The 21,910-nt window shown below is 40.5% G+C and carries 20 protein-coding genes; 3 read left to right on the top strand and 17 right to left on the bottom strand.

The genetic code is table 11. The annotated features are described in order from the left end of the window. Window positions 1–12 precede the first annotated feature (12 nt). Window positions 13–663, bottom strand: coding sequence for a glycoside hydrolase family protein (locus VB732_RS07655; RefSeq protein ID WP_323230217.1), 651 nt, complete (start codon window positions 661–663; stop codon window positions 13–15). Between the two features lie 306 nt (window positions 664–969). Here VB732_RS07655 and VB732_RS07650 point away from each other — a divergent pair, with 306 nt between their 5' ends. Continuing rightward, entirely contained in the window at window positions 970–1,434 is a 465-nt protein-coding gene (locus tag VB732_RS07650; protein WP_323230216.1) for a DUF29 domain-containing protein, read from the top strand. Window positions 1,435–1,690: 256 nt separating this feature from the next. On the opposite strand, the gene VB732_RS07645 is transcribed toward VB732_RS07650, so the two are convergent. Then, window positions 1,691–2,347: an NAD(P)H-binding protein gene (locus VB732_RS07645; protein WP_323230215.1), complete on the bottom strand. Its 657-nt coding sequence runs from the start codon at window positions 2,345–2,347 to the stop codon at window positions 1,691–1,693. Between the two features lie 179 nt (window positions 2,348–2,526). On the opposite strand from VB732_RS07645, the gene VB732_RS07640 reads away from it, so the two are divergent. Then, on the top strand, window positions 2,527–3,198 hold the full coding sequence (locus VB732_RS07640) for a DUF1997 domain-containing protein (protein WP_323230214.1): 672 nt from the start codon (window positions 2,527–2,529) through the stop codon (window positions 3,196–3,198). Window positions 3,199–3,253: 55 nt separating this feature from the next. Here the strand turns inward: VB732_RS07640 and VB732_RS07635 are convergent, their stop codons facing one another. Then, window positions 3,254–3,724: a DUF4079 domain-containing protein gene (locus VB732_RS07635; RefSeq protein WP_114080236.1), complete on the bottom strand. Its 471-nt coding sequence runs from the start codon at window positions 3,722–3,724 to the stop codon at window positions 3,254–3,256. 297 nt (window positions 3,725–4,021) lie between these two features. Here VB732_RS07635 and VB732_RS07630 point away from each other — a divergent pair, with 297 nt between their 5' ends. Then, on the top strand, window positions 4,022–5,302 hold the full coding sequence (locus tag VB732_RS07630; protein ID WP_323230213.1) for an ankyrin repeat domain-containing protein: 1,281 nt from the start codon (window positions 4,022–4,024) through the stop codon (window positions 5,300–5,302). 711 nt (window positions 5,303–6,013) lie between these two features. Here VB732_RS07630 and VB732_RS07625 read toward each other — a convergent pair. The 14 genes from VB732_RS07625 to hpsB all read right to left on the bottom strand — a co-directional run bounded on the left by VB732_RS07625 (window position 6,014) and on the right by hpsB (window position 21,573). Further along, window positions 6,014–7,405: a PP2C family protein-serine/threonine phosphatase gene (locus VB732_RS07625; protein ID WP_323230212.1), complete on the bottom strand. Its 1,392-nt coding sequence runs from the start codon at window positions 7,403–7,405 to the stop codon at window positions 6,014–6,016. A 645-nt stretch (window positions 7,406–8,050) separates the two neighbouring features. Beyond that, the gene (gene ftsY, locus VB732_RS07620; RefSeq protein WP_323230211.1) at window positions 8,051–9,691 is read right to left on the bottom strand and encodes a signal recognition particle-docking protein FtsY; all 1,641 of its coding nucleotides are present in this window, start codon (window positions 9,689–9,691) and stop codon (window positions 8,051–8,053) included. Window positions 9,692–10,200: 509 nt separating this feature from the next. Continuing rightward, window positions 10,201–10,842, bottom strand: coding sequence for a transcription antitermination factor NusB (nusB, locus tag VB732_RS07615; RefSeq protein ID WP_323230210.1), 642 nt, complete (start codon window positions 10,840–10,842; stop codon window positions 10,201–10,203). A gap of 124 nt (window positions 10,843–10,966) precedes the next feature. Next, the gene (locus VB732_RS07610) at window positions 10,967–11,731 is read right to left on the bottom strand and encodes a DUF502 domain-containing protein (RefSeq protein ID WP_323230209.1); all 765 of its coding nucleotides are present in this window, start codon (window positions 11,729–11,731) and stop codon (window positions 10,967–10,969) included. A gap of 592 nt (window positions 11,732–12,323) precedes the next feature. Next, window positions 12,324–13,238: a glycosyltransferase family 2 protein gene (locus tag VB732_RS07605; RefSeq protein WP_323230275.1), complete on the bottom strand. Its 915-nt coding sequence runs from the start codon at window positions 13,236–13,238 to the stop codon at window positions 12,324–12,326. Between the two features lie 105 nt (window positions 13,239–13,343). Beyond that, window positions 13,344–14,186, bottom strand: coding sequence for an HpsJ family protein (locus VB732_RS07600; RefSeq protein ID WP_323230208.1), 843 nt, complete (start codon window positions 14,184–14,186; stop codon window positions 13,344–13,346). A gap of 343 nt (window positions 14,187–14,529) precedes the next feature. Continuing rightward, window positions 14,530–15,180 carry a TIGR04282 family arsenosugar biosynthesis glycosyltransferase gene (locus VB732_RS07595; protein WP_323230207.1) on the bottom strand — a complete coding sequence of 217 codons (651 nt, stop codon included), beginning with the start codon at window positions 15,178–15,180 and terminating at the stop codon, window positions 14,530–14,532. Between the two features lie 32 nt (window positions 15,181–15,212). Continuing rightward, window positions 15,213–15,740, bottom strand: a complete 528-nt coding sequence (locus VB732_RS07590) for a type II secretion system protein (protein WP_323230206.1) — start codon at window positions 15,738–15,740, stop codon at window positions 15,213–15,215. Window positions 15,741–15,800: 60 nt separating this feature from the next. Beyond that, on the bottom strand, window positions 15,801–16,814 hold the full coding sequence (locus VB732_RS07585; RefSeq protein ID WP_323230205.1) for a glycosyltransferase: 1,014 nt from the start codon (window positions 16,812–16,814) through the stop codon (window positions 15,801–15,803). Window positions 16,815–16,829: 15 nt separating this feature from the next. Then, window positions 16,830–17,810, bottom strand: a complete 981-nt coding sequence (hpsE, locus tag VB732_RS07580; RefSeq protein WP_323230204.1) for a hormogonium polysaccharide biosynthesis glycosyltransferase HpsE — start codon at window positions 17,808–17,810, stop codon at window positions 16,830–16,832. A gap of 27 nt (window positions 17,811–17,837) precedes the next feature. After that, the gene (gene hpsE, locus VB732_RS07575) at window positions 17,838–18,797 is read right to left on the bottom strand and encodes a hormogonium polysaccharide biosynthesis glycosyltransferase HpsE (RefSeq protein ID WP_323230203.1); all 960 of its coding nucleotides are present in this window, start codon (window positions 18,795–18,797) and stop codon (window positions 17,838–17,840) included. A gap of 221 nt (window positions 18,798–19,018) precedes the next feature. Continuing rightward, the gene (locus VB732_RS07570) at window positions 19,019–19,726 is read right to left on the bottom strand and encodes a type II secretion system protein (RefSeq protein WP_323230202.1); all 708 of its coding nucleotides are present in this window, start codon (window positions 19,724–19,726) and stop codon (window positions 19,019–19,021) included. Window positions 19,727–19,765: 39 nt separating this feature from the next. After that, window positions 19,766–20,782, bottom strand: coding sequence for a hormogonium polysaccharide secretion pseudopilin HpsC (gene hpsC / locus VB732_RS07565; protein ID WP_323230201.1), 1,017 nt, complete (start codon window positions 20,780–20,782; stop codon window positions 19,766–19,768). 68 nt (window positions 20,783–20,850) lie between these two features. Then, window positions 20,851–21,573, bottom strand: coding sequence for a hormogonium polysaccharide secretion pseudopilin HpsB (gene hpsB, locus VB732_RS07560; protein ID WP_323230200.1), 723 nt, complete (start codon window positions 21,571–21,573; stop codon window positions 20,851–20,853). Window positions 21,574–21,910: the final 337 nt, after the last annotated feature.

Here is a 21,910-nt window from a genome sequence, read left to right as displayed (position 1 = left end):
ATTAAGATAACCTCACGGCTTCTTTACTGGCTTGCTAGAAGGAGTTGGCGATGGTGTCAAATTCTGGACAGTTGGTTGATTCGCTGCGGTTAATTCCTCTTGCAACATTTTCTGATAAATTTTAGGCAAAGAGCTACTAACAGAATTAGTTTCTATACCATACCCTAGACTTGTCCAAGTCGGAGAGAGTCGCCGCAAAACATCATTTAACTTTCCCTGACGCAGCAGTTGAGAAATATCAGTTCCCCAAACTTTAGAATCAGTTAACCAACGATAAACGACTTGATCTTGATACTCTGCTTCAAAACTATAAGCAGTCCAAAACATCATCTGCATCGGCTTTGGGTGATAAAGTGGGGCTAAACGATGCCAAGTAATGTTGATAATTTGATATCTCCCAGCAGCCGTAGAACAATTACCTGTATTGGGGCCTGTGACAATTGTGACGCATATCTCAGGATGTCGGCTAAGATCATTAACTTGTTGTCCACCATACAACAGCGAATAGGGACGGCTTCCACTAGCTTCACTCGCCGAGATAGTTCGCATTAAAGCACGGATATAGGGATCGCCCTGTTTCATCACCAAAGGCGGCTGTTTAACTGCAAAGATGGGATCGGAAGGCGATCGCAAGTCTCCAATATACCATTGCAACAAATACACAAAGCCGAGAAGCGCGGCTATTGGCCCAATAAGTTTTTCAACACCTTTGAATTCAAAGCTTTTCAGAGTCTAACTCCTTCAAATTTGCTCTCTTTGCTAACACAAATTATTGACGAACTCATTTTGACAAAGTTCACATCTGATTGTTAGTTATTATTCCCATTTCCTCATTTTTTTGGTAATTATGAAAAAAGGATATAAATCAGTATAGCAAGCGTGATACTCTCAACAATAGCAACTAAGTAAAAGACTCACGCCTACTGATTATGTTATGGTTAACATAGTTTATTTTTCCCGCGATTAGCTATGACAACAGAAATATTAAAATCTGTTGAGCCTACCCTTTATGAAGAAGATTATTATTTATGGGTAGAAACAACACTTAAACAATTAGAAAACAAAGATATTGATAATCTTGATTGGCAACACATAACAGAAGAAATTGAAGCTTTGGGAATTGAACAAAGACGAAAAGTAGAAAGCTATTTAAAACAATTATTAATTCATCTTCTACTTTATCGTTATTGGGAAAGTGAAAAAGAACATTGTCAGCGAGGCTGGCAGATAGAAATAACTAATTTTCGTGATGAACTAGAATTTTCTTTTCGTTCTAAAACACTTTATAATTATTCTCTTAACTGCTTAGGTGCAGTTTATATTAAAGCCAGAAGGCAAGCAATTCAAAAAACAGGTTTGTCCTCTGAGATTTTTCCAGAGCAATGCCCTTTTACTCCCGAAGAGATTTTTAATAGTGAGTACTTCCCACAATAAAAGTCATTTTGTATCGCTGTTTGTGGAGATGAAGGTTACAAAAGAGCGATCGCTTGTCTATGGTAAAAACTGTAGGGTTAAACCGCCGTATGAGCAATGAATGCACTTTAACCCTACGTTTTGGGTGTGGGATGGAGCGATCGCTTTAGAAAGTAAAATCAAGGGCGGTCAATTTAAATTTAAATGAAGCAAGCTACTTGACAAAGTGCGATCAGATTGGAGCCGATCATTTTGGAGAATAGAATCCTCTAGAATCTCAGCACTGTTGAAATAGCTCCTTAAAACTTTTTGAGGCTGCTTCAGGTTTGGCTACAATTTCGACAATTTTATTACGTGCATCTGCTTCAAACAGCGCCTCAACAGCAACTTGGGCGACTTTCTGCCTGGGGATGCTACCGTCAAACAGTGTATCAGCACTCTGCATCACGATCGCGTCCAGGTTATCTTCATTCTTCAACCCACCAGGCCGCACAATCGTATAAGTCAGACCACTTTTCTGGATATACTCTTCAGCTTGCTTTTTCCACACCAAAATCAGCCAAAACAAGTTCAGTGGATGGAAGAACTGCGAAGTACACAAAGAAGAAACTAAAACAAGATGCTCAATCCCCTTTGCTTTGGCAGCTTCTACTAAATTTTTAGTCCCTTCAAAATCTACTTTATAAGGGCCAGTAGGGTCAAAACTAGGTTTTGCACCAGTCGCAACCAACAGAACTGTGCTGTCTCCCAACGCAGCATTTAAACTTTCTGGTTGTAACACATCGCCTACAACCAATTCGGCTTCAGGAGACAGAATACCTCTAGCTTTGTCTATATCCCGCACCAAAGCCCGGACGGGAATATTTCGCGCTATCAACTCTTGCACAATCCGGCGACCTGTTTCACCCGTTGCCCCTGCTACAAATGCTTTCATGAGAAATGTTATCCTGGGAAACTATTGTGTGCTTGTTCAGTTCTTTATTTTAGTAATTCTATGGAGGTGATGGCAGATTAATGAGGTTTTGGTCAAAATTGAATATTAGTGTGAAATGACCCAGGAACGTGGGGAATTATTAATATAGACAGAACGCCAAAATATACAGTAATGCATTTATGCTTTCAACAAACGGCGAATATAAATCTTGGGAAATAACAGAAGAAGTTTTACCTGTAGCGTCGGGTCAAGAAGAAGCCAAGGACACATTAACAGAAGCAAATGTAGCAACGATCACAAAATTTTATGGTCGTTATCAAGATTTTATGGAAATGCCTGCTCCAGCAGGGAAGGTTGCTGAGTATCTTAATACTCACGCCTCATGGTTTTCTCGTTGTGCTGAACCTATGAAGGTGCAATTACTTGGGGAAAATGGCTACGCTTTAGTGATTGGTCGTTTTGGTGCTTTTGGTTATGAAGTAGAACCAAAAATCGGCTTGGAATTGTTGCCTCCAGAGGAGGGTATTTACCGCATCCGTACAATACCCATTCCTGATTACCAAGCGCCTGGTTATGACGTGGACTATCGCGCATCTCTACAGCTAATAGAAAATCATGCTTGCACTAGCGGCGAGGTTACGAGAGTTGAATGGGAATTAGATTTAGTAGTTGATTTGCACTTTCCCCGGTTTATTCAGCGATTACCCAAATCTATAATTCAATCTACAGGCGATCGCTTACTTAACCAAATCGTCCGCCAAGTCTCCCGTCGCTTAACCCGCAAAGTTCAGCAAGATTTTCAGAAATCTTTGGAAACACCCCTTCCTGCTAATTTTAAACAAAAGCACTGATTTAACAATCCTTTGTCATTTCTCATAGACTTGACAAATGACAAAGGACAAATGACTAAGCTTTAGTGAGAATTCTTTGGACAATTTGCACGCCAGTAACAGCCTGCCAAGCAAAAAGTCCCAAAAGGGTAAAGTTCAACAGAATATGAGTTGCACGTGCCCAATTTGCCCCTTTCTGCATATAAGGCGACAAAGCAGCAGAAAATGCAATCAAACCCGTCATACCTAGTCCTGCCAGCAGGTGAGGCCCGACAAATAACTTGCCATTGTTGATGTAAGTGACACCCATCCCTCCAATTGCACCTGCTACCATCAAACCTAAGAGTATAGACCCGATTTGGTAGTGTCTGACGTTATATCTACCTTTAATCAGTTCTTTCTTTTCTTCCCCCTGAGCATTTCTGGTACGCTGTAATTGCAGCCCCAAGTAGGCAGCATAAATTGAAAGCACTAATAGCGCCCACATCAGCACCGGATGGAAGAAATTCAGCCAATATTTCACCGACGCAGAAAGTTCCAGACTCATAGTGTTCTCACCTAATTATTAAATCTTCATAAAAATTAGCATAACTCTATTCTTTGTGTTTAAAGTTGCACAAATTAAAAGAGTCTAAGGGATGAGGAGAGAAGACAAGAGTTAAGCCTCCCTTACCTTTAATTTGCATCCAATCAATAGATAGAATGCTTGCCAAGACTGCGTTTCTTAATTTTTAATTTTTAATTTTCAATTTTTAATTGCATAACCCTCTTGCCAAAGTGCATAAACAATCTCAGACTGAGTTTTGAGGGTAGACGAACAAAACCCCTGTGTGGGATCTCATTCATGACTGAAAACAACGATACTTTGCTGCTAAAAGCTGCGAAAAGTGGTGATATCAAGGGGCTGTGTGCGCTACTGGCTGCTGGTGCGAGGGTAGATGCGTGCGATCGCCAAGGCACGACGGCATTAATGTTTGCTGCCAATTTAGGCTACACCGAAATTGTGCGATCGCTCCTAGATGCTGGGGCAAATATCAACTTGCCTAGAAAACTCTATAGTTTGACGGCTTTGATGTTGGCGGCTAGTGCTAAACAACTTGACATTTTGCAGCTTTTACTATCCAGAGGTGCTGATGTTAATGCCACTAATGAAGATGGCAGCACAGCTTTAATGGCAGCAGTCCTCAAAGGTCATATCGATGTAGTGCGAATCTTGTTGGCTGCTGGTGCGAAGGTGAATATCGCCGATAAAGATGATGACACTGCCTTGAAACTCGCCATTAAGCAGGGAAACATAGAAGTTTTACAAGCAATCCAAACTGGTGTTGATGTCAATATCAGAGATGAGGAGGGTGAGACACTTTTAACATTAGCGGCAGACTTGGGGCATCTGGAGGTTGTGGAAGCACTGTTAGCAGCAGGGGCTGACGTGAATCTGAAAAATGCTGATGGTGGAACTGCATTATCGGCAGCAGCAGCAAGTGGACAAAGTGCGATCGCAGCAGCTTTACTAGATCGAGGGGCTGAAATTAATCTTCAAGACCAAGATGGTGAAACTGCCCTACATCTTGCCGTTGTGGAAGGCTACATTGATGTCGTGCAAGTATTACTTAATAAGGGTGCAGATGTCCAAATAAGGAACCATCTGGGTGATACGCCACTGCTTGTAGCAGCGTTGCAGGGACATAGCAAAATTGTCGAGGCACTGCTGTGTTCTGGGGCAGATATTAATGGGAAAAATCTTGGTGAAGTACCTTTGACATTGGCTGCATCACAAGGACATACCCAAACAGTAAAAGTGCTGCTAGATTATGGTGCTGATGCCAACACTCCAGGAGACGATGGCAAAACTGCTTTGATCAAAGCAACCGAACGCAAACACACAGAGATCATACATTTGCTGCTAGCAAAAGGGGCAGATGTGAATTTTCAAGACTCAGCGAGGGCGACATCACTGATGTGGGCTGCATCAGGAGGTTATAGCGAAATTGTGCAGTTATTACTCCAAGCTGGGGCGGATGTAAATTTGAAAAACCGGGGTGGTTATACTGCTTTGATGATTGCAGAATTTAATGGGTATAAAAATATAGTGCGGAGTCTGCAAAAAGCTGGGGCGCAAGAATAACCATTCTAATTGGGAATTTTTTAACTAAAATCTTTTCAGAAATATTTTGACAAATTATTAAATCAAGGTTATTAGCTTAAATCCCAAGAGAGTTTATACCATTTCTTTATGAGGCTGCACTAAACTCTTTTAATTTCTTTCTTTCTTTCTTCGTGTCCTTTGCGTCCTTCTCTGACGAGACGCTGCGCGATTGCGGTTCGTTTTTCTTTCTTATACTTATGGTTTAGCGCATCTTCATACAGAATTGGTATTAGAAGAACTAAATATTAACCTGAGAAACAAAGAAAACAAAACTCCGTCGTAACTGTTGTGAACTTGCTACGGCGGAGAAAAGAAAAATTAAAACGCCAAGAGGGGGCAGGCTAAATGCTTGCGTGACAAGGATGGAAAGAAAGCAAAAATGAAGAAGTATATTTACTTTTTACTTTTTACCTTGTACATTTTACTTTTTGCCTGCGCTCTCCCTTGACGTTTCCTACTGTGCTAGATGTGCAAAATATATAGTTTTTACTTAAATAGAAATGTATTCTAAGGATCATTTTTTATGTATGATCCGAAAGGCTAAATATAAACAAGTCCTGAAAAAAGGTTGATGTCCGACTATTTGGGCGATCGCAACGGAAATTAAAAGAAAAAATAAATTAAAAATTAAATTTAGTGAGTGAATGCTCAGTTACCGAACCACTCTTAGATTGTAGTTTTAGATACAAACTATGAAATTTGCAGAACAACTAGTGTCATATCATCAGTGTTTTGCTTATCAGCACCGATGAACTGCTGAACTTGGTCAAATAAATAATCTACAATCTCCTCTGGGCCGTTGCAGTACTTGCAAGCCGTATTGAAGCCAGCGACAAAATTATCTTCATCAAAGCGATCGCCACCAGCCGCCGCCGCATCGGTCAAGCCATCTGTATAGTAAATAATTGTATCCCCAGGCTCTAACTGTACCTGAGCATCTTCATATTGGCTGTTAGCGTCCAAACCGATGAGCATTCCTAGAGTATCTAAACGGCTAACAGTTTTCGTGGCTGCGTGCCACCACAAGGGAGGATTGTGTGCTGCATTGCTATAAGACAAAATTCGGCTATGGGGATTATATTCTGAGTAAAATAGCGTTACAAAACGGTGAGAATTTTCCAAATCCGCATACATAACTCTATTTAAGTTTTGCAGAATTCTTGCTGGGGAATTACCATGTAGCACTTCTCCCCTTAGCATTCCCCGCATCATGGTCATAATCAGCCCAGCAGGGACACCTTTGCCCATAACATCTCCAATTACCAAACCCCAGCGACTAGTTTCTGTATCGCCTTTAATCTTGGGCCGAATCTTATTCTGATTGGTAGCAATAAAATCGTAATAGTCTCCGCCAACGCGATTGGCAGGTTTACAACGCGCTGCTAGGACTGCACCGGGAATTGTAGGACATTGACGTGGCAGAAGTCGCCGTTGAATTTCTGCGCCAATTTCTAGTTCTTGATCTAGGCGTTCTTTTTTTCTTAGTTCTACAGCTAGTTCATCGTTTTCGATCGCCACTGCTGTTTGGTCTGCAACTAATCTAACTAACTTTTGCCTAGTTTCTGTCCAACTATATTCTGGATCGCGGCTCAATACATAGAGCCATCCCCTTTCTGTATGCTTTACCAGAATCGCCGTACCAAAAATTTGTACATCTGGCCCCAAATGGCGATGCATCTGGTCATCCAAAATTCCCGTCGCATTTGCTAGAGGGGCAGTATTTGGCAAAAGCGTGATTTGACTGCTGGCTATTTCTAGCGCTTTGCGGATATTTTTGCGCTGACCACTATCTTGCCAATGTAACTGTTCTAACCTGACTTGACCATTAGGTTTGTAGAGAAACAGGGCGCTACCGTCTGCATCTGTCACTCTTGTTGCCATTAACGGGATCAATTCCAAAAACTGATTTAAATTATTGAAACTTCTTAGGGCAAATCCTAAAGAACTGAGCAAATCTTGAATTTTGTTCTGTTCCCGGTGCAACCTTGCCACGAGTTCTTTGAGTGCTACGACTGGTGTGACATCCGTCGTAGCACTACTATTTTTGTCGGTGGGTTGAGAGGGCAGTTGAGACACAGGCACAGGTACTATTGCACTTTATATTGGCAGATTTTAGATTACTTATAAGCTTTTTGGCTTTTCTATTGCTAAACCATATTTAGGCAAGACTTGTCAGTTTAGCAAGAGTATAAAGACGTAATAGGCAATTTTTATCAGTATTTTATTTGCTTGTTGTATTTATGATGGAATATTAGTCATTTCAAACCATGTATTTTTAGTTAAAATCCAACCCGTAAAAATTACTAGTTTTGGTCACAGTTCAGAAAGTTTTACTTTTTCATAACTTAATTCCCAAAGCATATCTCTAAAGTCATAAAAATACTTTATTAAAAGAATAATTTATAACGCTTTCAGAGTGACTATTTGGGTATAGGAAACTAGGAAAATAGAAGTCTTTTGAGTGAAAACCTCTATCAGCGCTTAAATCAAGCTTGGTTAGTTTATGGGTTTTCGTGTGTAGCAACGTTGCTGCTACACACAAAAGCCCTTCATGGGCTTAAAAGAGGACATTAGCTTGAAATTCTAGCAAAAGTAACCCATTTATTATGACAAACTTCTGATTTTAGGACTTAGACTGTTTCTAGTTAGCTCAAGTGATAATACCAGATCAGTTATCCCTAAATTTATCAATTTGTCAAGAAAAATTTTTAAATCCTAATTGCTCAATTAGCCGCTCAAAAGAGCTTCGACAAACTCATAGCTTGAAAAGGGGCGTAAGTCTTCAATTCCTTCGCCAGCACCAATAAAACGAATTGGTAAACCTAGCTGTTGCACAACAGCTAGGGCAACACCGCCTTTAGCAGTGCCATCTAGTTTAGTTAAGACAACGCCACTCAATTGGGCAGCTTGGGAGAAAACTTCGGCTTGCCGTAGTCCATTTTGGCCTAAAGTGGCATCTAGAACCAATAACGATTCCACTTTGGCATTTGGAGCTTTTTTGTCGATAATGCGGCGGATTTTACCGAGTTCGTCCATTAAATTTTTCTTATTTTGCAGTCGCCCAGCAGTGTCTACTAGAAGTAATTCTGTTTGCCGCGATTGGGCAGCTGCGATCGCATCAAACACAACTGCTGCCGGATCTGTATTTTTTCCGGGATTGGCAATTACTTCTACACCACTTCTACTACCCCAAACCTTCACCTGTTCCACGGCGGCGGCGCGGAAGGTGTCTGCTGCCCCAATCAAGCATTTATAACCAGATTTTTGCCCCAAGTGGGCAATTTTGCCGATGGTGGTAGTTTTACCAGCACCATTCACCCCAGTGATTAACCAAATGTTCAAGGTTTCTTTTTCTGGGGTAAAACTAGCTTTGTTGGATGTTTTGCTCGGTGCATCCAGCATATCCCGGAGAATTTTTTTCAGATAAGCGATCGCTTCTTCCGGTGCAGTAACTTCTTCTCGAAGTTTTGTCTGTAGGGCATTGATAATAAAGTCTGTTGCCTCTACACCCACATCAGCTTGCAAAAGCAATGCCTCAATTTCTGTTACAGCAGCTTGGTTAAGCGGCCCTTGACCAACGATCGCCTTCAGTTGGTTGAGAATGCTCCGGCGAGTTTTGTCTAACCCTTGCCGGAGCTTTTTCAACCAGGTAATTTCTTCAATAGAAACGTCTTCGGGATTTCTACCTTGAGCTGCTAAAACTTTGGCTGACCAGACAAACCCATCATCAAATACCAGTCCAGGAATTTCCTCTCCTATCTCCGAAGTTGTAGCTACTGGCGTTACTGTCTCTGGTTCTGGGACTTCTATGGCGGTGGCTATTAGTTGATCCAGTTTTGCTTGCCGTTCTGCCGCCGCTCGCTCTAAGAAGGATAAACTCGCTGGTGCTGTTGGCTGGGTTGCCTCCGGTGTGGGGGTTTGTTCAACTTCATTTGCCGTTATTTCTGGGCTTTCGATATCTGCTTCAGCGATCGCAACTACTGAGGAATCTTCTGTACTTTCTTCCTCAGTAACTACTTGGATAACTTCTGGCTGTTCTGTTTCTAGGGTTGTACTAACAGGTTCTTCAGTTGTTTCTGATTCAGTGATTTCCGCAGTTGCCGTTTCTACAGTTTCAGGTTCTGCCGAGGCATTTTCTGAATCAGGTGGGGTTTCTACTACCTCAGTCTGTTGTTTTTGCTGAATATTTTTGTAGGCAGCTTTCGCAAAAGCCAACAAGTCTGCCGTTGTGTCTGGTGCAGTTTCAGCAGTTGAGGTTTCGGCTGGCTCTGGTTGGGGTTCTTGAACAGGAGTAGCTTCTCCCTGTTTTTTATCAGAGGGAGTTTGAGAGGAATCGTTATATTGACGGCGGAACCAATTAAAAACCATTGCAGCAATATTAGTTATATGAGTTTTGAAGAAGAATGCAGAATCCAGAATTCAGAATTCAGAATCAAGACGCTCGTTCGCCCTTGGCGTGCCGTAGGCAAGACTCGCTATCAGTCGGAGATTCAGGCCCGCCACTGAATTGTTGCACCACCAAATATACGATTTAGTAGGGGTGCAAAAACGCCGGTTATTCAGACGCGACGCTTGTTCCTCGCTTGCCGCCGGCGCTATCCGCCAGTCATACAGAATACCCAACTGAATTCTGACTCCTGACTCCTGAATTCTGTTCGATAAGTTATAAGTTATGAGTTTAATTTAACTTTGCACTTTTTCTTGGGGTAAAAACTTCCCGGTTATCCTCACCTTTCACCGCCAGTTTGAGGAGAATCGGTACAACAGTAGGTTCCCCTCCAGTCGAGTAATAAAGAAATTTCCGCTTGGAGGAAGCCGCAGAAGCGGCTAAGACTTTTCTCCATCGCAGTATAGGAATTACGAATTCAGGTACGCTATTATGCTGTTTTTTTCTGCTCAGTAACTCGGCGCAAAACACCGTTAATAAACCGATGACCGTCGTCTCCACTGTAGCGTTTGGCTAGCTCTACAGCTTCGTTGATAGCAATGCTGTCTGGAACTCCTAAGAACTTCATTTCTGCCACAGCGATTTGCAGGATATCGCGGTCAATTTGGGCGAGGCGAGTTACTTGCCAATCTACTAAGGCAGTAGAAATGAGTTCATCTATAATGTGGCGATTTTCGTTGACGGTAATCACAAGCTCTTTAGCGTAATTACGGACTCCCTTATCCTGATTAGCTAGCTGAATCAATTCCGGGAAATCAACTGCTGTACCCAATTGATTAATTGCTGTTTGGGTGCAAGCGATCGCTTCTTGAAGCATTGTTCTGGCAGAATTGAGGTCGGAGGCCCGAGTTTGGCTACTTAAAAGGCGATCGTTACTGCGTTGCAGTTCCCCTGCGGCATTATCCAGGGTATCTTGCACTTCTGAAGTCAGGGTGCGTACTGCTCCTAGCACCAATTTGGATACTAATTGATCGTCTGGTAAGGCATCTAATTTTTTTGGGTTTACTGGCAATTGGCTAAGGCTTAAAAGCGCCAATTCACGAGCAATTTGCTGGGGTTTACGAGGTTGCATAAAAGTCAGGGGTGATTGTGCGAGAACTGATTAACTGGTGGGGCAAACTTACAAGTTTATCAATTTTGGCACAGTCAAACAACAACATTACGCATTTGCTTGTGACTTTGCCAGATTGATGATTTTAAGTTTCTTCAACGGAAATAACCTGTCGCTTGATTTCGTCGTGTTTCACTTCTAATGTGGATTCTTGGGGGAAAACCAAAGTAGGATTGGGGGCGACAATGCCACCTGATACAACTATTTTAAAAGCGTCTTCAATGGACATGGAGAGGTTAACCACCTCGTCTTCAGGAACAACTGCGTACCATCCAGTAGTTGGATTTGGGGTAGTGGGAATAAAAACACTTAGGACGGGGCGAGACATCTGGGCTTGGATATCACTGCTGATTGCGCCAGTAACAAAAGCGATCGCCCAAATTCCTCGACGGGGATACTCTACCAAAATAACCCGGCGAAACTTGCCATTAGAATCTTTTAATATTGTTTCTAAAAGCTGTTTGAGAGTTTTGTATACCTGTCCTGCTAAGGGAATTGCCTGTAAAAACCGCTCACCAAAATCTAGCAACCACCGTCCAGCAATATTGCGAGCCATCAAACCCATCAACAATATACTTAGTAGTGGTACAGCCAAACCTACTAACAAGTTCAGCAAATTTACTAAAATTGGGTTTAATCCATCAAAGGGATTGAGTTGTTTGGGAATTTGGGTGAGAAAGTTAATTACCCAAGTCGCAATGGTAATTGTCAGCCAGATAGTGGTTGCTAGGGGAATTACTACCAACAAACCAGCAATCAGGTCGTTTTTTAAGTCCTGTTTTAGGCGATCGATTACCAAGCCCCGATTCTCCTGTTTTAAGCTAGAGGAACTTTTTTTATTGGGATCCATACCAGCAGATTCGTTAAATAGCAAAGGTTTTACTTGAAGCAATTTTTACCGCAAGTAACTATCTCAAACGGTAGCAGGTTGGCTGCTACCGTAAAAACACGTAGTTTGTGCTGAAAATAGGTATTTTGCTACAAGCGTACATATAGATGTCAACCAATCCGATGGCGGCTAGTTATTCTCAGAGGATGTTACTTTTCCTTGTAAGACTTGTAAATGATTGTTGCAAGTCATTAGGTATTACTAATCTATCGCGCTCAGTCAAAAGCTGCTTACGATTGTGAAAGTACCGCTAGGTTATATGGTCAGTCGCTTTTGATCAGAGCGCCTTTTATGAAAATGGTCTGTTAAAAATATTAATTTATTATGGTAGTTTTGTTTAAATCAGGACTTACGCAAAAAATAGCTTAAACCTTGATTTTCCGGTGGGAACAATTCATGAAGTGTCCCTACTGTGAGTAGGTTTGCGTAAGTCCTATAAAGATAGAACGCGGTGGGGTAGCACAGCTAGCTGTACTACCCCACTTCTAAATATTCTGATTTTGCGATCGCTGCTTGTTGATTTGACTGAAAATCCTCTAATCTCCAGCCTTTTTTACACCATATCAGCCTGTGTAGTTTCCGAATCCGCACCTTGTACTTGTAACTGTTGTGGACTCTCTTGTGCCAGAATTGCTGCCACCTCTAAATTAGGTTTTGGTAGATACTTCATTTCCCAGACTTTAAGCAAAATCAAGTATTCGTAGAATGCCTGCAATGTACACCAAGCAAGTCCAGCGCGTCCATCTAAACAGCCGCCTAACATAAAATACATATATAAAAAGCGTAGCAACGGTCTAGCAGGTAAACGTAAAGACAAATCTTTTAAGGCACGGCGTTTTTCAACTTCCGATTTGCCAAAGAATAAATCTTGCCAGTTAACCTTTCCCTGTTCTAGCTGATACAGCGTTTCTTGAGCTTCATCTGTAGAATAACGGTTATGCTTATCAATCCAACGGCTCAAACCTTTGCTACAAGTGTAGTGCGGGTATGTTTCCTTTAAAAAGCTAGTTGCACCCTCACATACTTCCCGCTCAGTATGGCCGTAGTCTGTAAACCAGACTTTACCGTGGCGGAAGAGGCGCATTTGGTAACGGGGATACTGAGTGCTGTAACGAATCCAATGATTCATGAACATGACACGTTCAGCCACGTAGTAACCAATGTAATCGGGATTTTGACTGGCTTTTTCGCATTCTGCAAAAAGTTCTGGTGTCATCCGCTCATCAGCTTCGAGAATATAAACCCATTCGTGCTTAGGGGGAATAGATTCTAACATCCAAGTACGTTGGCGGCCGTGGCTTTCAAAAGCGTGCTGGACAACGCGGATGGGATAGCTACTGGCAATTTCCACAGTGCGATCGCTACTGCATGAATCCACAACAATAATGTCATCCGATAGCATCGCTGATTCGATACAGGCAGCAATATCTAGTTCTTCGTTATATGTCAGTATGTAAATTGAGAACATTACCCAAGTTTTATAGCGATTTTTATTGTTATTAGCTATTAGGCGCATGGCAGTATAACCGTTCATAATTTTTGGTATACGTCTTACTGCCATGCCAATAGTAGACTAACGGGTAGTAGCTCTAGGTTTACCACCTTGTGCAGCACCCATACCTCTTAAGCCTGTCCAGCCGATGATAATGTAACCAATGGATAACAGCAAACTGCTAATTCCAATCCGCAGTCCAGACTTCCAAGCAGTATCTTTAGCTTGTTGTTGTGCATCTTCTCTGCGCTGACGAACTTGGCTCAGTTGTTGAGTTCGTAGCGTCTGAATATCTGTTTGTTGTTCGATAGCTTTCTCAAGTGCTTGGGGATCTGTTTTAGCTTTCTTCAGTAACTCTTTGATATTTGCGGGAATTTGAGAGCTTTCAAGCGCTTGCTTATATCTTTGATCGTCTTTGAGGATTTCGCTAAACTGAGCTTTGGTTTGGGTTCGCAGTTGATCTAGTTGAGCTTTTCCTTGCTCAGTATTCAGTTGTGCTTGCAATTGCGTCAACCGAGTGTTCAGTTGAGCTTCTGCCTGATCTGCTTCTTGGGTGATTCGATTGAGTGTTTGAGTCTTAGCTTGATTGACGTTATTCAGGTGCAGGGGAAAAATCAGCAAGAACATTAACCCTAAAATACTTGAGATAATCGCGGCGGGAAATCTTAAATCGATCCCTTGGGGGCGATCGCTTCCTGCATCAGAGTTTTCAATCCAATAGGCAGCAAATAGCAGCCCCAGCCCTACCAGAGGAACAATCCCCCGATCAACTAGCGCTGTTGCTAAGTTGATTTGCCATACCCGATCAGTCGGTTGAAAGGGTAACAATAGAATCAAAAAGTCAACAAAAAAGGACAAAATGCAAATTATTCCAACTACCTTAACTGTGAGGGCAGTACTCACGGAAGTAAAACGGTTAACCATAGTTTTTCAAACTGGCGGTGAATATGAGTGATTTTCATATTTCAAGTTACTTAAATATTGTGCCCATGACCGTGACTATTGTGTAGAAATACAAAGTAGATTCAATACTGATAAAAGCTCTCTGCCTCTTGGTTTTCAACTAGGCCACAGTAACATTTGTTATGTATGGTGTCTTCAGAAAATTCCGAGTGTTTTAGGTTACAAGTATAATCTGTAACTAAATAAAAGGCTCATTAATGACCCGATTTTCCCTGATTACAGTTTTCAATCGGTCGTAATATAGGCATTTTGTAGGGGCGCACAAATGTGCGCCCCTGGTAGTTTTGCATCCATATAAAAATAGCTATATCTCTTTTATCTCCTCTGCAAAGGCTTGTTCCCAAATGGGCAGATCCTCTGGTCGGTCAACATCAGCTAAAGGCAACAAGTTCACGTATGATAAATGAAGTTTCTGGGCAATTTCCACGGTTTTCTGAAATACTTGAGCAGTTCCCCACTCGATGTTAACGAATAACTCCGGGATGAGTTGACGCAAACCAATTAAGTAATATCCACCGTCGATCGCAGGCCCAAGTACGAGGTCAAAAGCGTGTAACTTTTCAAACGCTGCCGTTAAAATCTGGGCATTTACTCCAGGACAATCTGTACCGATGATAATTACATTTTCTGCACCAGATTGAAAAGCATCGAAAAGCGATCGCGCCATCCGCGAACCTAAATCTCCTTCACCTTGAGACTGGTATACTAAATCCGACCCTAGCCAATCTTGCATTAGTTGCAAATCGCCACCTGAAAACCGCACTTCCACAGTTATGTCAATGACTTTTTGCAATTCTTGAACCTGAAATATTGTATGTTCAGTCATCTCCCGTTGAAGATTGGCAGCACCAACAGTTCCCAAAGCAGGTATCAATCGGGTTTTTGTCTTACCTGGTTCTGGATAGCGAGTAAAAATAATCAGGCGCTGTTTTGACCTTACTGGTAAGTTCAGCACAAAATACCTTGTTTGAATCAACAAGAAATATATTAATAGCAATACTTACCGTCATTGGTTGTAGTATGCTCCTTTGCAGTTCGCATTGTGCCTAAAATCGTTGAAATAATAACACAACGCTTAACTTTACCACCAGACTTACTGGATAGCGTAATCCGTCCTAAATTTTGAGAATTACCTCTGTAGTCAAATTGGACTTTGCGTATGTTATTTGACAGTTGCAAGGTTGTCTCAGAATCTAAACGCACGTTGGAATCTAGGTTATTCCAGTTAGCCGCAGATGAGTTTACTGTAGCAGGGTGAATCGCCCATTGAATAATGCCGTTTTGCTCACGAAAGCTGGCTTGCCAAGTCAACTTTTCTTTACTGGCTTGGCTTCGAGCTTGCTGCATAGCAAGGTAAACTTGGTTTAGGGCAGTGTTGAGGCGTTGAGTGTCCACAAAAGCTAGCCAACTGGATATTCCCACGGTGGCCAATATACTAATTAATAAAATAACTACTAAAGTTTCTAGTAGAGTAAAACCACTACTAGAATGCTTATTAAAGGGATTTTTTTGCATTAACTAGAAACGGTAACTGCACCTGTATATCTATTTTGTGGTCTTTGTTCAGCTATATATCTAACTATTGAGCAATATTTTAGTTTCTTGAGTTTTTACTTCGCGTTGCTTAGTAATACTGTAGAGGAGAGTTGGCATTATAAGCATTATGACAATTTTAACTAATAATTTAGATGCGAAGTTTATGTTTTTCAGCTTTGATGGCTCGTGAATAAAATACTTCCACAAAAATCTAGCTGAGGCTAAACCCTTCTGTCGAGTAAATGGCTCCTGCAAGGCTTTACATGTCAAGTATTTATATAAATTTGCTAGGCTGATGTTCCAACTATTTTTAATTGTTGTTAGTGTAGTCTCTTGTAGAGAAGGTCTTTCTTTATATGCTCTTTCAAGCACTTGCAAACAGGATTTTTCCTGTCTGATAAGATTGGAAGATACGGAATTACTACTAATACGATATAATATTTGTACAGATGGTACACATATAAAATTAAACTTAGAAGCTAATCTTAGCCACATATCCCAATCCTGAGCCGCCTTTAAAGATTCGTCAAAGCCACCTAATGTAATTAAAGATTTTCTACAAATTAAGGGATTGGAACCATTCTCTAGAAAGTTACTTAGTAACAAATTTTCATAGACATTTTCGTTAACATTAACGCGCTTGCCTGAAAGTACAAATTCACCATTTTCATCAATATAGTCAGTCCAACTGTAAGCAACTTTGGCAGTAACGTTTTCTTGCAGAGCCTTTAATTGAGACTGAAGTTTATCAGGTGTCCAAATATCATCCGCATCTAAAAAACTAACAAATTCTCCAGCCGCAAGGTGTAAACCTCTATTACGGCTAACATTTCCGCCAGCATTAGGAAAAGAAAAGACTTTTATTCGTGAGTCGGAAAATTGTGTAATAACTTCTAAAGTTGAGTCTTGAGAACCGTCATTAATTATAATTAATTCTAAATCGCTAAAAGTTTGATTTAGAACAGATTCGATAGTTTGTTTAATAGTTTTTTCACTATTATAAGCAGGTATAATTACAGAGATTTTTGGTGGTTCGGAGCTAGGTTTAATCATTATTAGTGGGCTAATTTAATTTTTTAATCCTCTGCCTAAATTACATTTTAAATAGTAAATAGGACTCATCATACTAGCCAAGTAAAACTCTATCTCAAAAAGAGCAATTAGATTAGTTTTCAATTGCCCCCTATAGTGAATTAGGTGCTGTAATACTCGGCGTAAATTTCCTAAAATAGTTTTTACAAAAATTATTGGTTTTTGCCAATTTTTAGTATTTATCAAGCGTAGCTGAAAAACACACAAACCACAGCCACGCGCCAGAGTTAGTAGGTAATCTTTTTCTAGCCGCCAATGCGGTATTTGATGATAAGTATGCATGGTAGGATTATACCAAATTTGCCAGCCTGCATAATGTATATAAAGCAATGGTTCATAGTCATCACCCTGCACCAAAATCCCAGGTAATTTTCCGCTTAAAGTCGGCCGTTGTGGTACATTTTCACACCATACTTGTTTCCTGACAACAAGCGCCGCCCCAGGAGGAAGTCTTAAGTTCTCTGCATCAAATAAATACGGATTCGAGCCATGTTCTCTGATAGCTAAAAAAGCTTGAATTCTTTCAAAATTTTCTGGTGGCTTTACCTCAAAGTCTCCATGAATCTGTCCGCCCCAAGCACCTGCTTGAGGATGCTCTAATCCAAAGGTATATGCTTGGGCTAACCAATCAGGAGCAGGTAAGTTATCATCATCTAAAAACGCTATGAGTTCACCTCTTGCTTCACGTACTGCCCGCAGTCGAGCAAAAGCTGCTCCCTGTTCAGTTTCTAAAAAATATCTTAAATGACAGTTACCATTACATATTTTTTGGTAGTTCTGGATTATTTCAAATGTGTTATCAGAACTATTGTTATCTACAATAATAATTTCCCAGTTAAGTTTTTCTACTCCTATCTGGGTCAATAGCTTATCCAAAACTTTAGGTAAACGGGTTGCTCCGTTATAGGCAGGGATAGCTACGCTAACATCTAAGCTTTCAACTGATAATTGGGTCATAATCATAATGCTTAACGCTTTGATAATTTATTTTTTAAAATATCCATTTTTCCAAAGATAAAAGGGGCTAATGAAACTACTAAAAAAAAGTTCCATTTCGCAAGCAGCTACCAAATCTTGTTTTAGCTTAGTTCGATATTTTAGTAAATGTAAAGCGATTTTACGTAGGTCATTTATCATATAAGGTAAAAGAGCAATTGGTCTATATACCTGTTTTATGTTAACCATTCTAGTTACATAACGGCTAAGTCCAATACCTCTAAAAAAGGGAATTAAATAGTCTTTTTGTAACCGGGAACTAGGGATTCTATGGGATATTTCCATTTCTGGGTTATACCAAATTTGCCATCCTGATTTTTGGATATAAGACAACATTTCTAAGTCTTCACTGGTAAGCATATTACCCTGAACTCTCCCAGTTAAAATACACTTATCTGGGACACTTTCTAACCATGCTTGTTTACGGACAACAAGTCCGGCAGAGGGAGGTAGTAATTTTTTGGATGGTTCGTATAATAATGGTAAGTTACCCCGCTCTGTAATTGCTAAGAATGGGGCAATTCGCTGAAAGTTTTCTGGTGGTTCTACTTCCCAGTCAGGATGAATTTGGCTGCCATAAGCTCCCGCCTTGGGGTACTTTTCACCAAAATTATAAGCTGCAAATACCCAATTTGATACTGGGTAGTTGTCATCATCTAGAAAACCTATTAATGTACCTTTAGCTTCTGTAACTGCCTTTTTTCGGGCATAAGCTGCACCTTGTTTTGCTTCAAAGCAATATTTTAAAGGGTAAGAACACTGCCAATTTTCTTGATAGGCTTGAACAACTTTAGCTGTATTGTCAGTGCTGTTATTATCTACAACTATAATTTCCCAAGATAAATTTTCTGTGTGAAGTTGATTTTTTAGTCGCTCTAGTAGTTCAGGTAAACGACTTTCACCGTTATAAGTTGGGATAGCTACAGTAAAGTCAAGGCAATTGTTCATTGCTCTAAAATTATATTTCTAAGTGTGATGTGATGCTCTTTATAGTATGCTCAAGTAATGAACATACGAGAATATATTACAAATTCTTCCTGGTAGTTAATAATCAGTCAAATATGTAAAATAAGTCATACAGTAACTTCTCTATCAATTTTGCTATCTCTTTTGCCGTTTTATATACCGTATTTATAGGTATCTTTTATATTTTACTGCTACAAGTGAATTTAATTGCAGTCACTATCTTTTTTCTTAAGAGTTGCGCCTAAGAGAGTATTGACGATGAGGCATCGCTTTAAGCTATTAGAGGATGATACAGAACTTCCAGCAGAAGCCAGCACAATTTTTAAACCTAGTGCGTTTGGTGATGTTGGGGTTGTGGTAAAAGTAAGAGTACCCATATAGTCAAAGGTAATAGTGTTTGCTTGGTTAGTCGAATCGTATGCTCTAGAGGATAATGTACCAATTGTGTTTGGACTAATAATGTTACTACTCAACAACACTGAGCCTGCTGGAATTTGTAAATCTCCGCCCAAGCTTTGCCATCTATTGTCACTTAAGAGAATAGCAGAGGAACTGGGATAAACAGCAACTTTTACTAAATTGGTGGTGCTATCAGTTGTAAAACTGACACTGTAGCTAAGTTTGTTCTTTTTAGCTGTTTGCTGTGCTTGCTGTATGGAAGCGAAAACAGCATCTTGAGCTTTATTCAAGCGTTGTCGATTCACAAAAGCAACCCAACCAGGAGCTGCGATCGCTGCTAAAATTCCTACTAACAGCAGCACTACTGTTAACTCTATAAGACTAAATCCAGCATCTTGTTGATTGTAGTCATTAGGAAAGGATCTATTTGCTAAATATTGCTGCTTTAGCTTTGTTTTTTGGCTGTGCAACTGCAAAGAATCTAATAGTTTTAAACTAAGAATATTCGGCATACTATCCTGCTTTTCTTAAATATTTATCAAAGATAGAAGCTATTTGGTAAAAATGAAGCTGCTTCCTTGAACCTTAATGTTTGCACTTGGAAAATAACTAGATTTGCTCTGCGCGTAACGTACTTTAGTCTCATCATTTTGTATGAGACGAGCTTGTGCATTACCTCTTAAATAAACTTCCGCAGCACTTCTATTATCTGTGCCAACCGAATTTATACAAGCATAAAATCCTGTTCTGGCAATAGTTGCTGCTACTGGAACTTGACTAAAGCCAGTAGAGCATGTTACTGCTGGCGCTCCCTGTGCTATTGTTGTTTGATCTATAAAATCGACCAAAACTAAGGGATCTTGAGTGTAACTTCCCCCTCCTGCCCAGCTATTCATTTTTGCTTGTAATGTTATGCCCTTTTGTGACAAGTCAAATGGTTTAAAACCTCTATCTGGACATGGGAGATATTTGTCGGTTGCAGCAAATCCAGGGCAATCACCTGGTGTAGCAGCAGTATTTGGAACGCCATCTTTAATTTCCCATCTAGCGATGCGGGCAGCGTTAGACCAAGTAGTACTAGGACTAGTGTCTTTAATTAAATAGTAGGCAACTAATGAGTAAACAAAAGTATCATCTTTTTGAGTGCCTGTAATTGTAATTGCTTGATTAACTAATACTCGTTTCCAAAAAACAAGCACAGGAACTTTATCTGTTCCGTTAGGTAGTTGATTCCCAGTTGTACTTGCATTTGGGCAAGTGTTAGCGATACTAGTATCAACAGTACCGCTTAGACAAGCAATTCCAGTAGCATCATATATATATATTGCTTGTTGGAGATCGCGAGTAATATAATCTAGTGCAGCTTTAATTTCTTGCTCAGAGTTCGCTTTAGCTTGTTCCTGACCATCAGTGTTTAAAATACTGATCATAAAACTTAGTAACGGCGTAATTACTAAAAATGCAATGAGCATAGCCACCAATAATTCAATCAGGGTAAAGCCACTATTTTTATTTTGCTTATGAGAGGGTTTTAGCTGACTACTTAACAGCCACCTCAATATATTCATTTTGCTACAAGTTCTCCTTTGTTACCGAATACTGAATCATGAAATTATTTATGTTTAACGGGTTAATTTTATGGGGGAGGTTGACAGCCACCAAGTCGATCGCACAAAGCGCTATACGAGCTTTGACCCCTGACAATTTCAGTTGTCATTTCTACTAGTGGTGCTTTGCGATCGCCTAGTCCCCCTGTGAATGTTGCTGCTGTTTTTCCATTGCTATCACTACCTTTTTTCAAGCTGCCAGAATCGACGAAGGCATCTGAACGGTATACTCTAACTCCCAAACGATAGCTTTGACCGCTATCAATTTGAGTGCTACTTGTGTTGATAGTTAGAACTGCATTGCCAAAAGCCTGAATGTAAAACTGAACTGGACTGGTTGTTTTGTAGGTTGTACAGTCGCTTGGTAGATTTATTTTGCCATTATTGTGAAAGCAATACAAACTAGTTGCGTCTGCGGGAACACCTGCACTGCTGATTAAATAGTCACCACTGGTAGTTGAGCTTGATACTGTTCTAGGTGCAGCAGAGGTTGCAGCACTAAGCAAGGTAGTATTTGATACTTTGTCTTCGGAGATTGTTTTAGACTTAATAGCATCAATAAAGGCTTTAGCCGCTCCTGTTGCCAATTCCACCCGTTTAGCTTGCACACGAGTTGCTGTTGACATTACTAGGACAGGTGCGATCGCTACTAGCAAAATGGCAACTACGAGGATCGCCACAAGCGATTCAATGATCGTAAAACCAGAATCGTTAGACTGAGCAGATAATTCTTGTACTTGGCGTGGGTTCATACTCAATTTCTTAATAAGGGTTTTAAAGTAATTTGCGATCGGGTGTAATACACTCGTAGCCTCTCTCCAAACCTCTCCCCTACAAGGCTATCCATTAGTCACATCTTTCTTTACAATCTTGAAACCCTTGTTTTGTAGGCATCTTCAACACTGAGGTGTGAGACATACTTGACAAATTGGCTCTTAATATTCTCGCTAAAATTAGGTTTTTATTGAGAATTAACAACGAACGAATCAGGGTTAGAAAAAACGTGAGTGAATACTCTCGCAAATGTTGAGAAAGATCCGGGTAATGGATAGCCTACAAGGGGAGAGGCTTTGAATTTTCCCCCTTCCC

The organism is Nostoc sp. UHCC 0252, assembly GCF_034931145.1.
Classification (GTDB): Bacteria; Cyanobacteriota; Cyanobacteriia; order Cyanobacteriales; family Nostocaceae; genus Nostoc.
Note: the sequence above shows the minus strand (reverse complement) of the source record. Positions and strands in the feature narration are given on the sequence as shown.

Bases quoted from the DNA above. Each gene is read 5' to 3' on its own strand.
- VB732_RS07650 (WP_323230216.1), top strand. From the start codon at position 970: ATGACAACAGAAATATTAAAATCTGTTGAGCCTACCCTTTATGAAGAA.
- VB732_RS07645 (WP_323230215.1), bottom strand. From the start codon at position 2,347: ATGAAAGCATTTGTAGCAGGGGCAACGGGTGAAACAGGTCGCCGGATT.
- VB732_RS07640 (WP_323230214.1), top strand. From the start codon at position 2,527: ATGCTTTCAACAAACGGCGAATATAAATCTTGGGAAATAACAGAAGAA.
- VB732_RS07635 (WP_114080236.1), bottom strand. From the start codon at position 3,724: ATGAGTCTGGAACTTTCTGCGTCGGTGAAATATTGGCTGAATTTCTTC.
- VB732_RS07630 (WP_323230213.1), top strand. From the start codon at position 4,022: ATGACTGAAAACAACGATACTTTGCTGCTAAAAGCTGCGAAAAGTGGT.
- ftsY (WP_323230211.1), bottom strand. From the start codon at position 9,691: ATGGTTTTTAATTGGTTCCGCCGTCAATATAACGATTCCTCTCAAACT.
- nusB (WP_323230210.1), bottom strand. From the start codon at position 10,842: ATGCAACCTCGTAAACCCCAGCAAATTGCTCGTGAATTGGCGCTTTTA.
- VB732_RS07610 (WP_323230209.1), bottom strand. From the start codon at position 11,731: ATGGATCCCAATAAAAAAAGTTCCTCTAGCTTAAAACAGGAGAATCGG.
- VB732_RS07605 (WP_323230275.1), bottom strand. From the start codon at position 13,238: ATGTTCTCAATTTACATACTGACATATAACGAAGAACTAGATATTGCT.
- VB732_RS07600 (WP_323230208.1), bottom strand. From the start codon at position 14,186: ATGGTTAACCGTTTTACTTCCGTGAGTACTGCCCTCACAGTTAAGGTA.
- VB732_RS07590 (WP_323230206.1), bottom strand. From the start codon at position 15,740: ATGCAAAAAAATCCCTTTAATAAGCATTCTAGTAGTGGTTTTACTCTA.
- VB732_RS07585 (WP_323230205.1), bottom strand. From the start codon at position 16,814: ATGATTAAACCTAGCTCCGAACCACCAAAAATCTCTGTAATTATACCT.
- hpsE (WP_323230204.1), bottom strand. From the start codon at position 17,810: ATGACCCAATTATCAGTTGAAAGCTTAGATGTTAGCGTAGCTATCCCT.
- hpsE (WP_323230203.1), bottom strand. From the start codon at position 18,797: ATGAACAATTGCCTTGACTTTACTGTAGCTATCCCAACTTATAACGGT.
- VB732_RS07570 (WP_323230202.1), bottom strand. From the start codon at position 19,726: ATGCCGAATATTCTTAGTTTAAAACTATTAGATTCTTTGCAGTTGCAC.
- hpsC (WP_323230201.1), bottom strand. From the start codon at position 20,782: ATGAATATATTGAGGTGGCTGTTAAGTAGTCAGCTAAAACCCTCTCAT.
- hpsB (WP_323230200.1), bottom strand. From the start codon at position 21,573: ATGAACCCACGCCAAGTACAAGAATTATCTGCTCAGTCTAACGATTCT.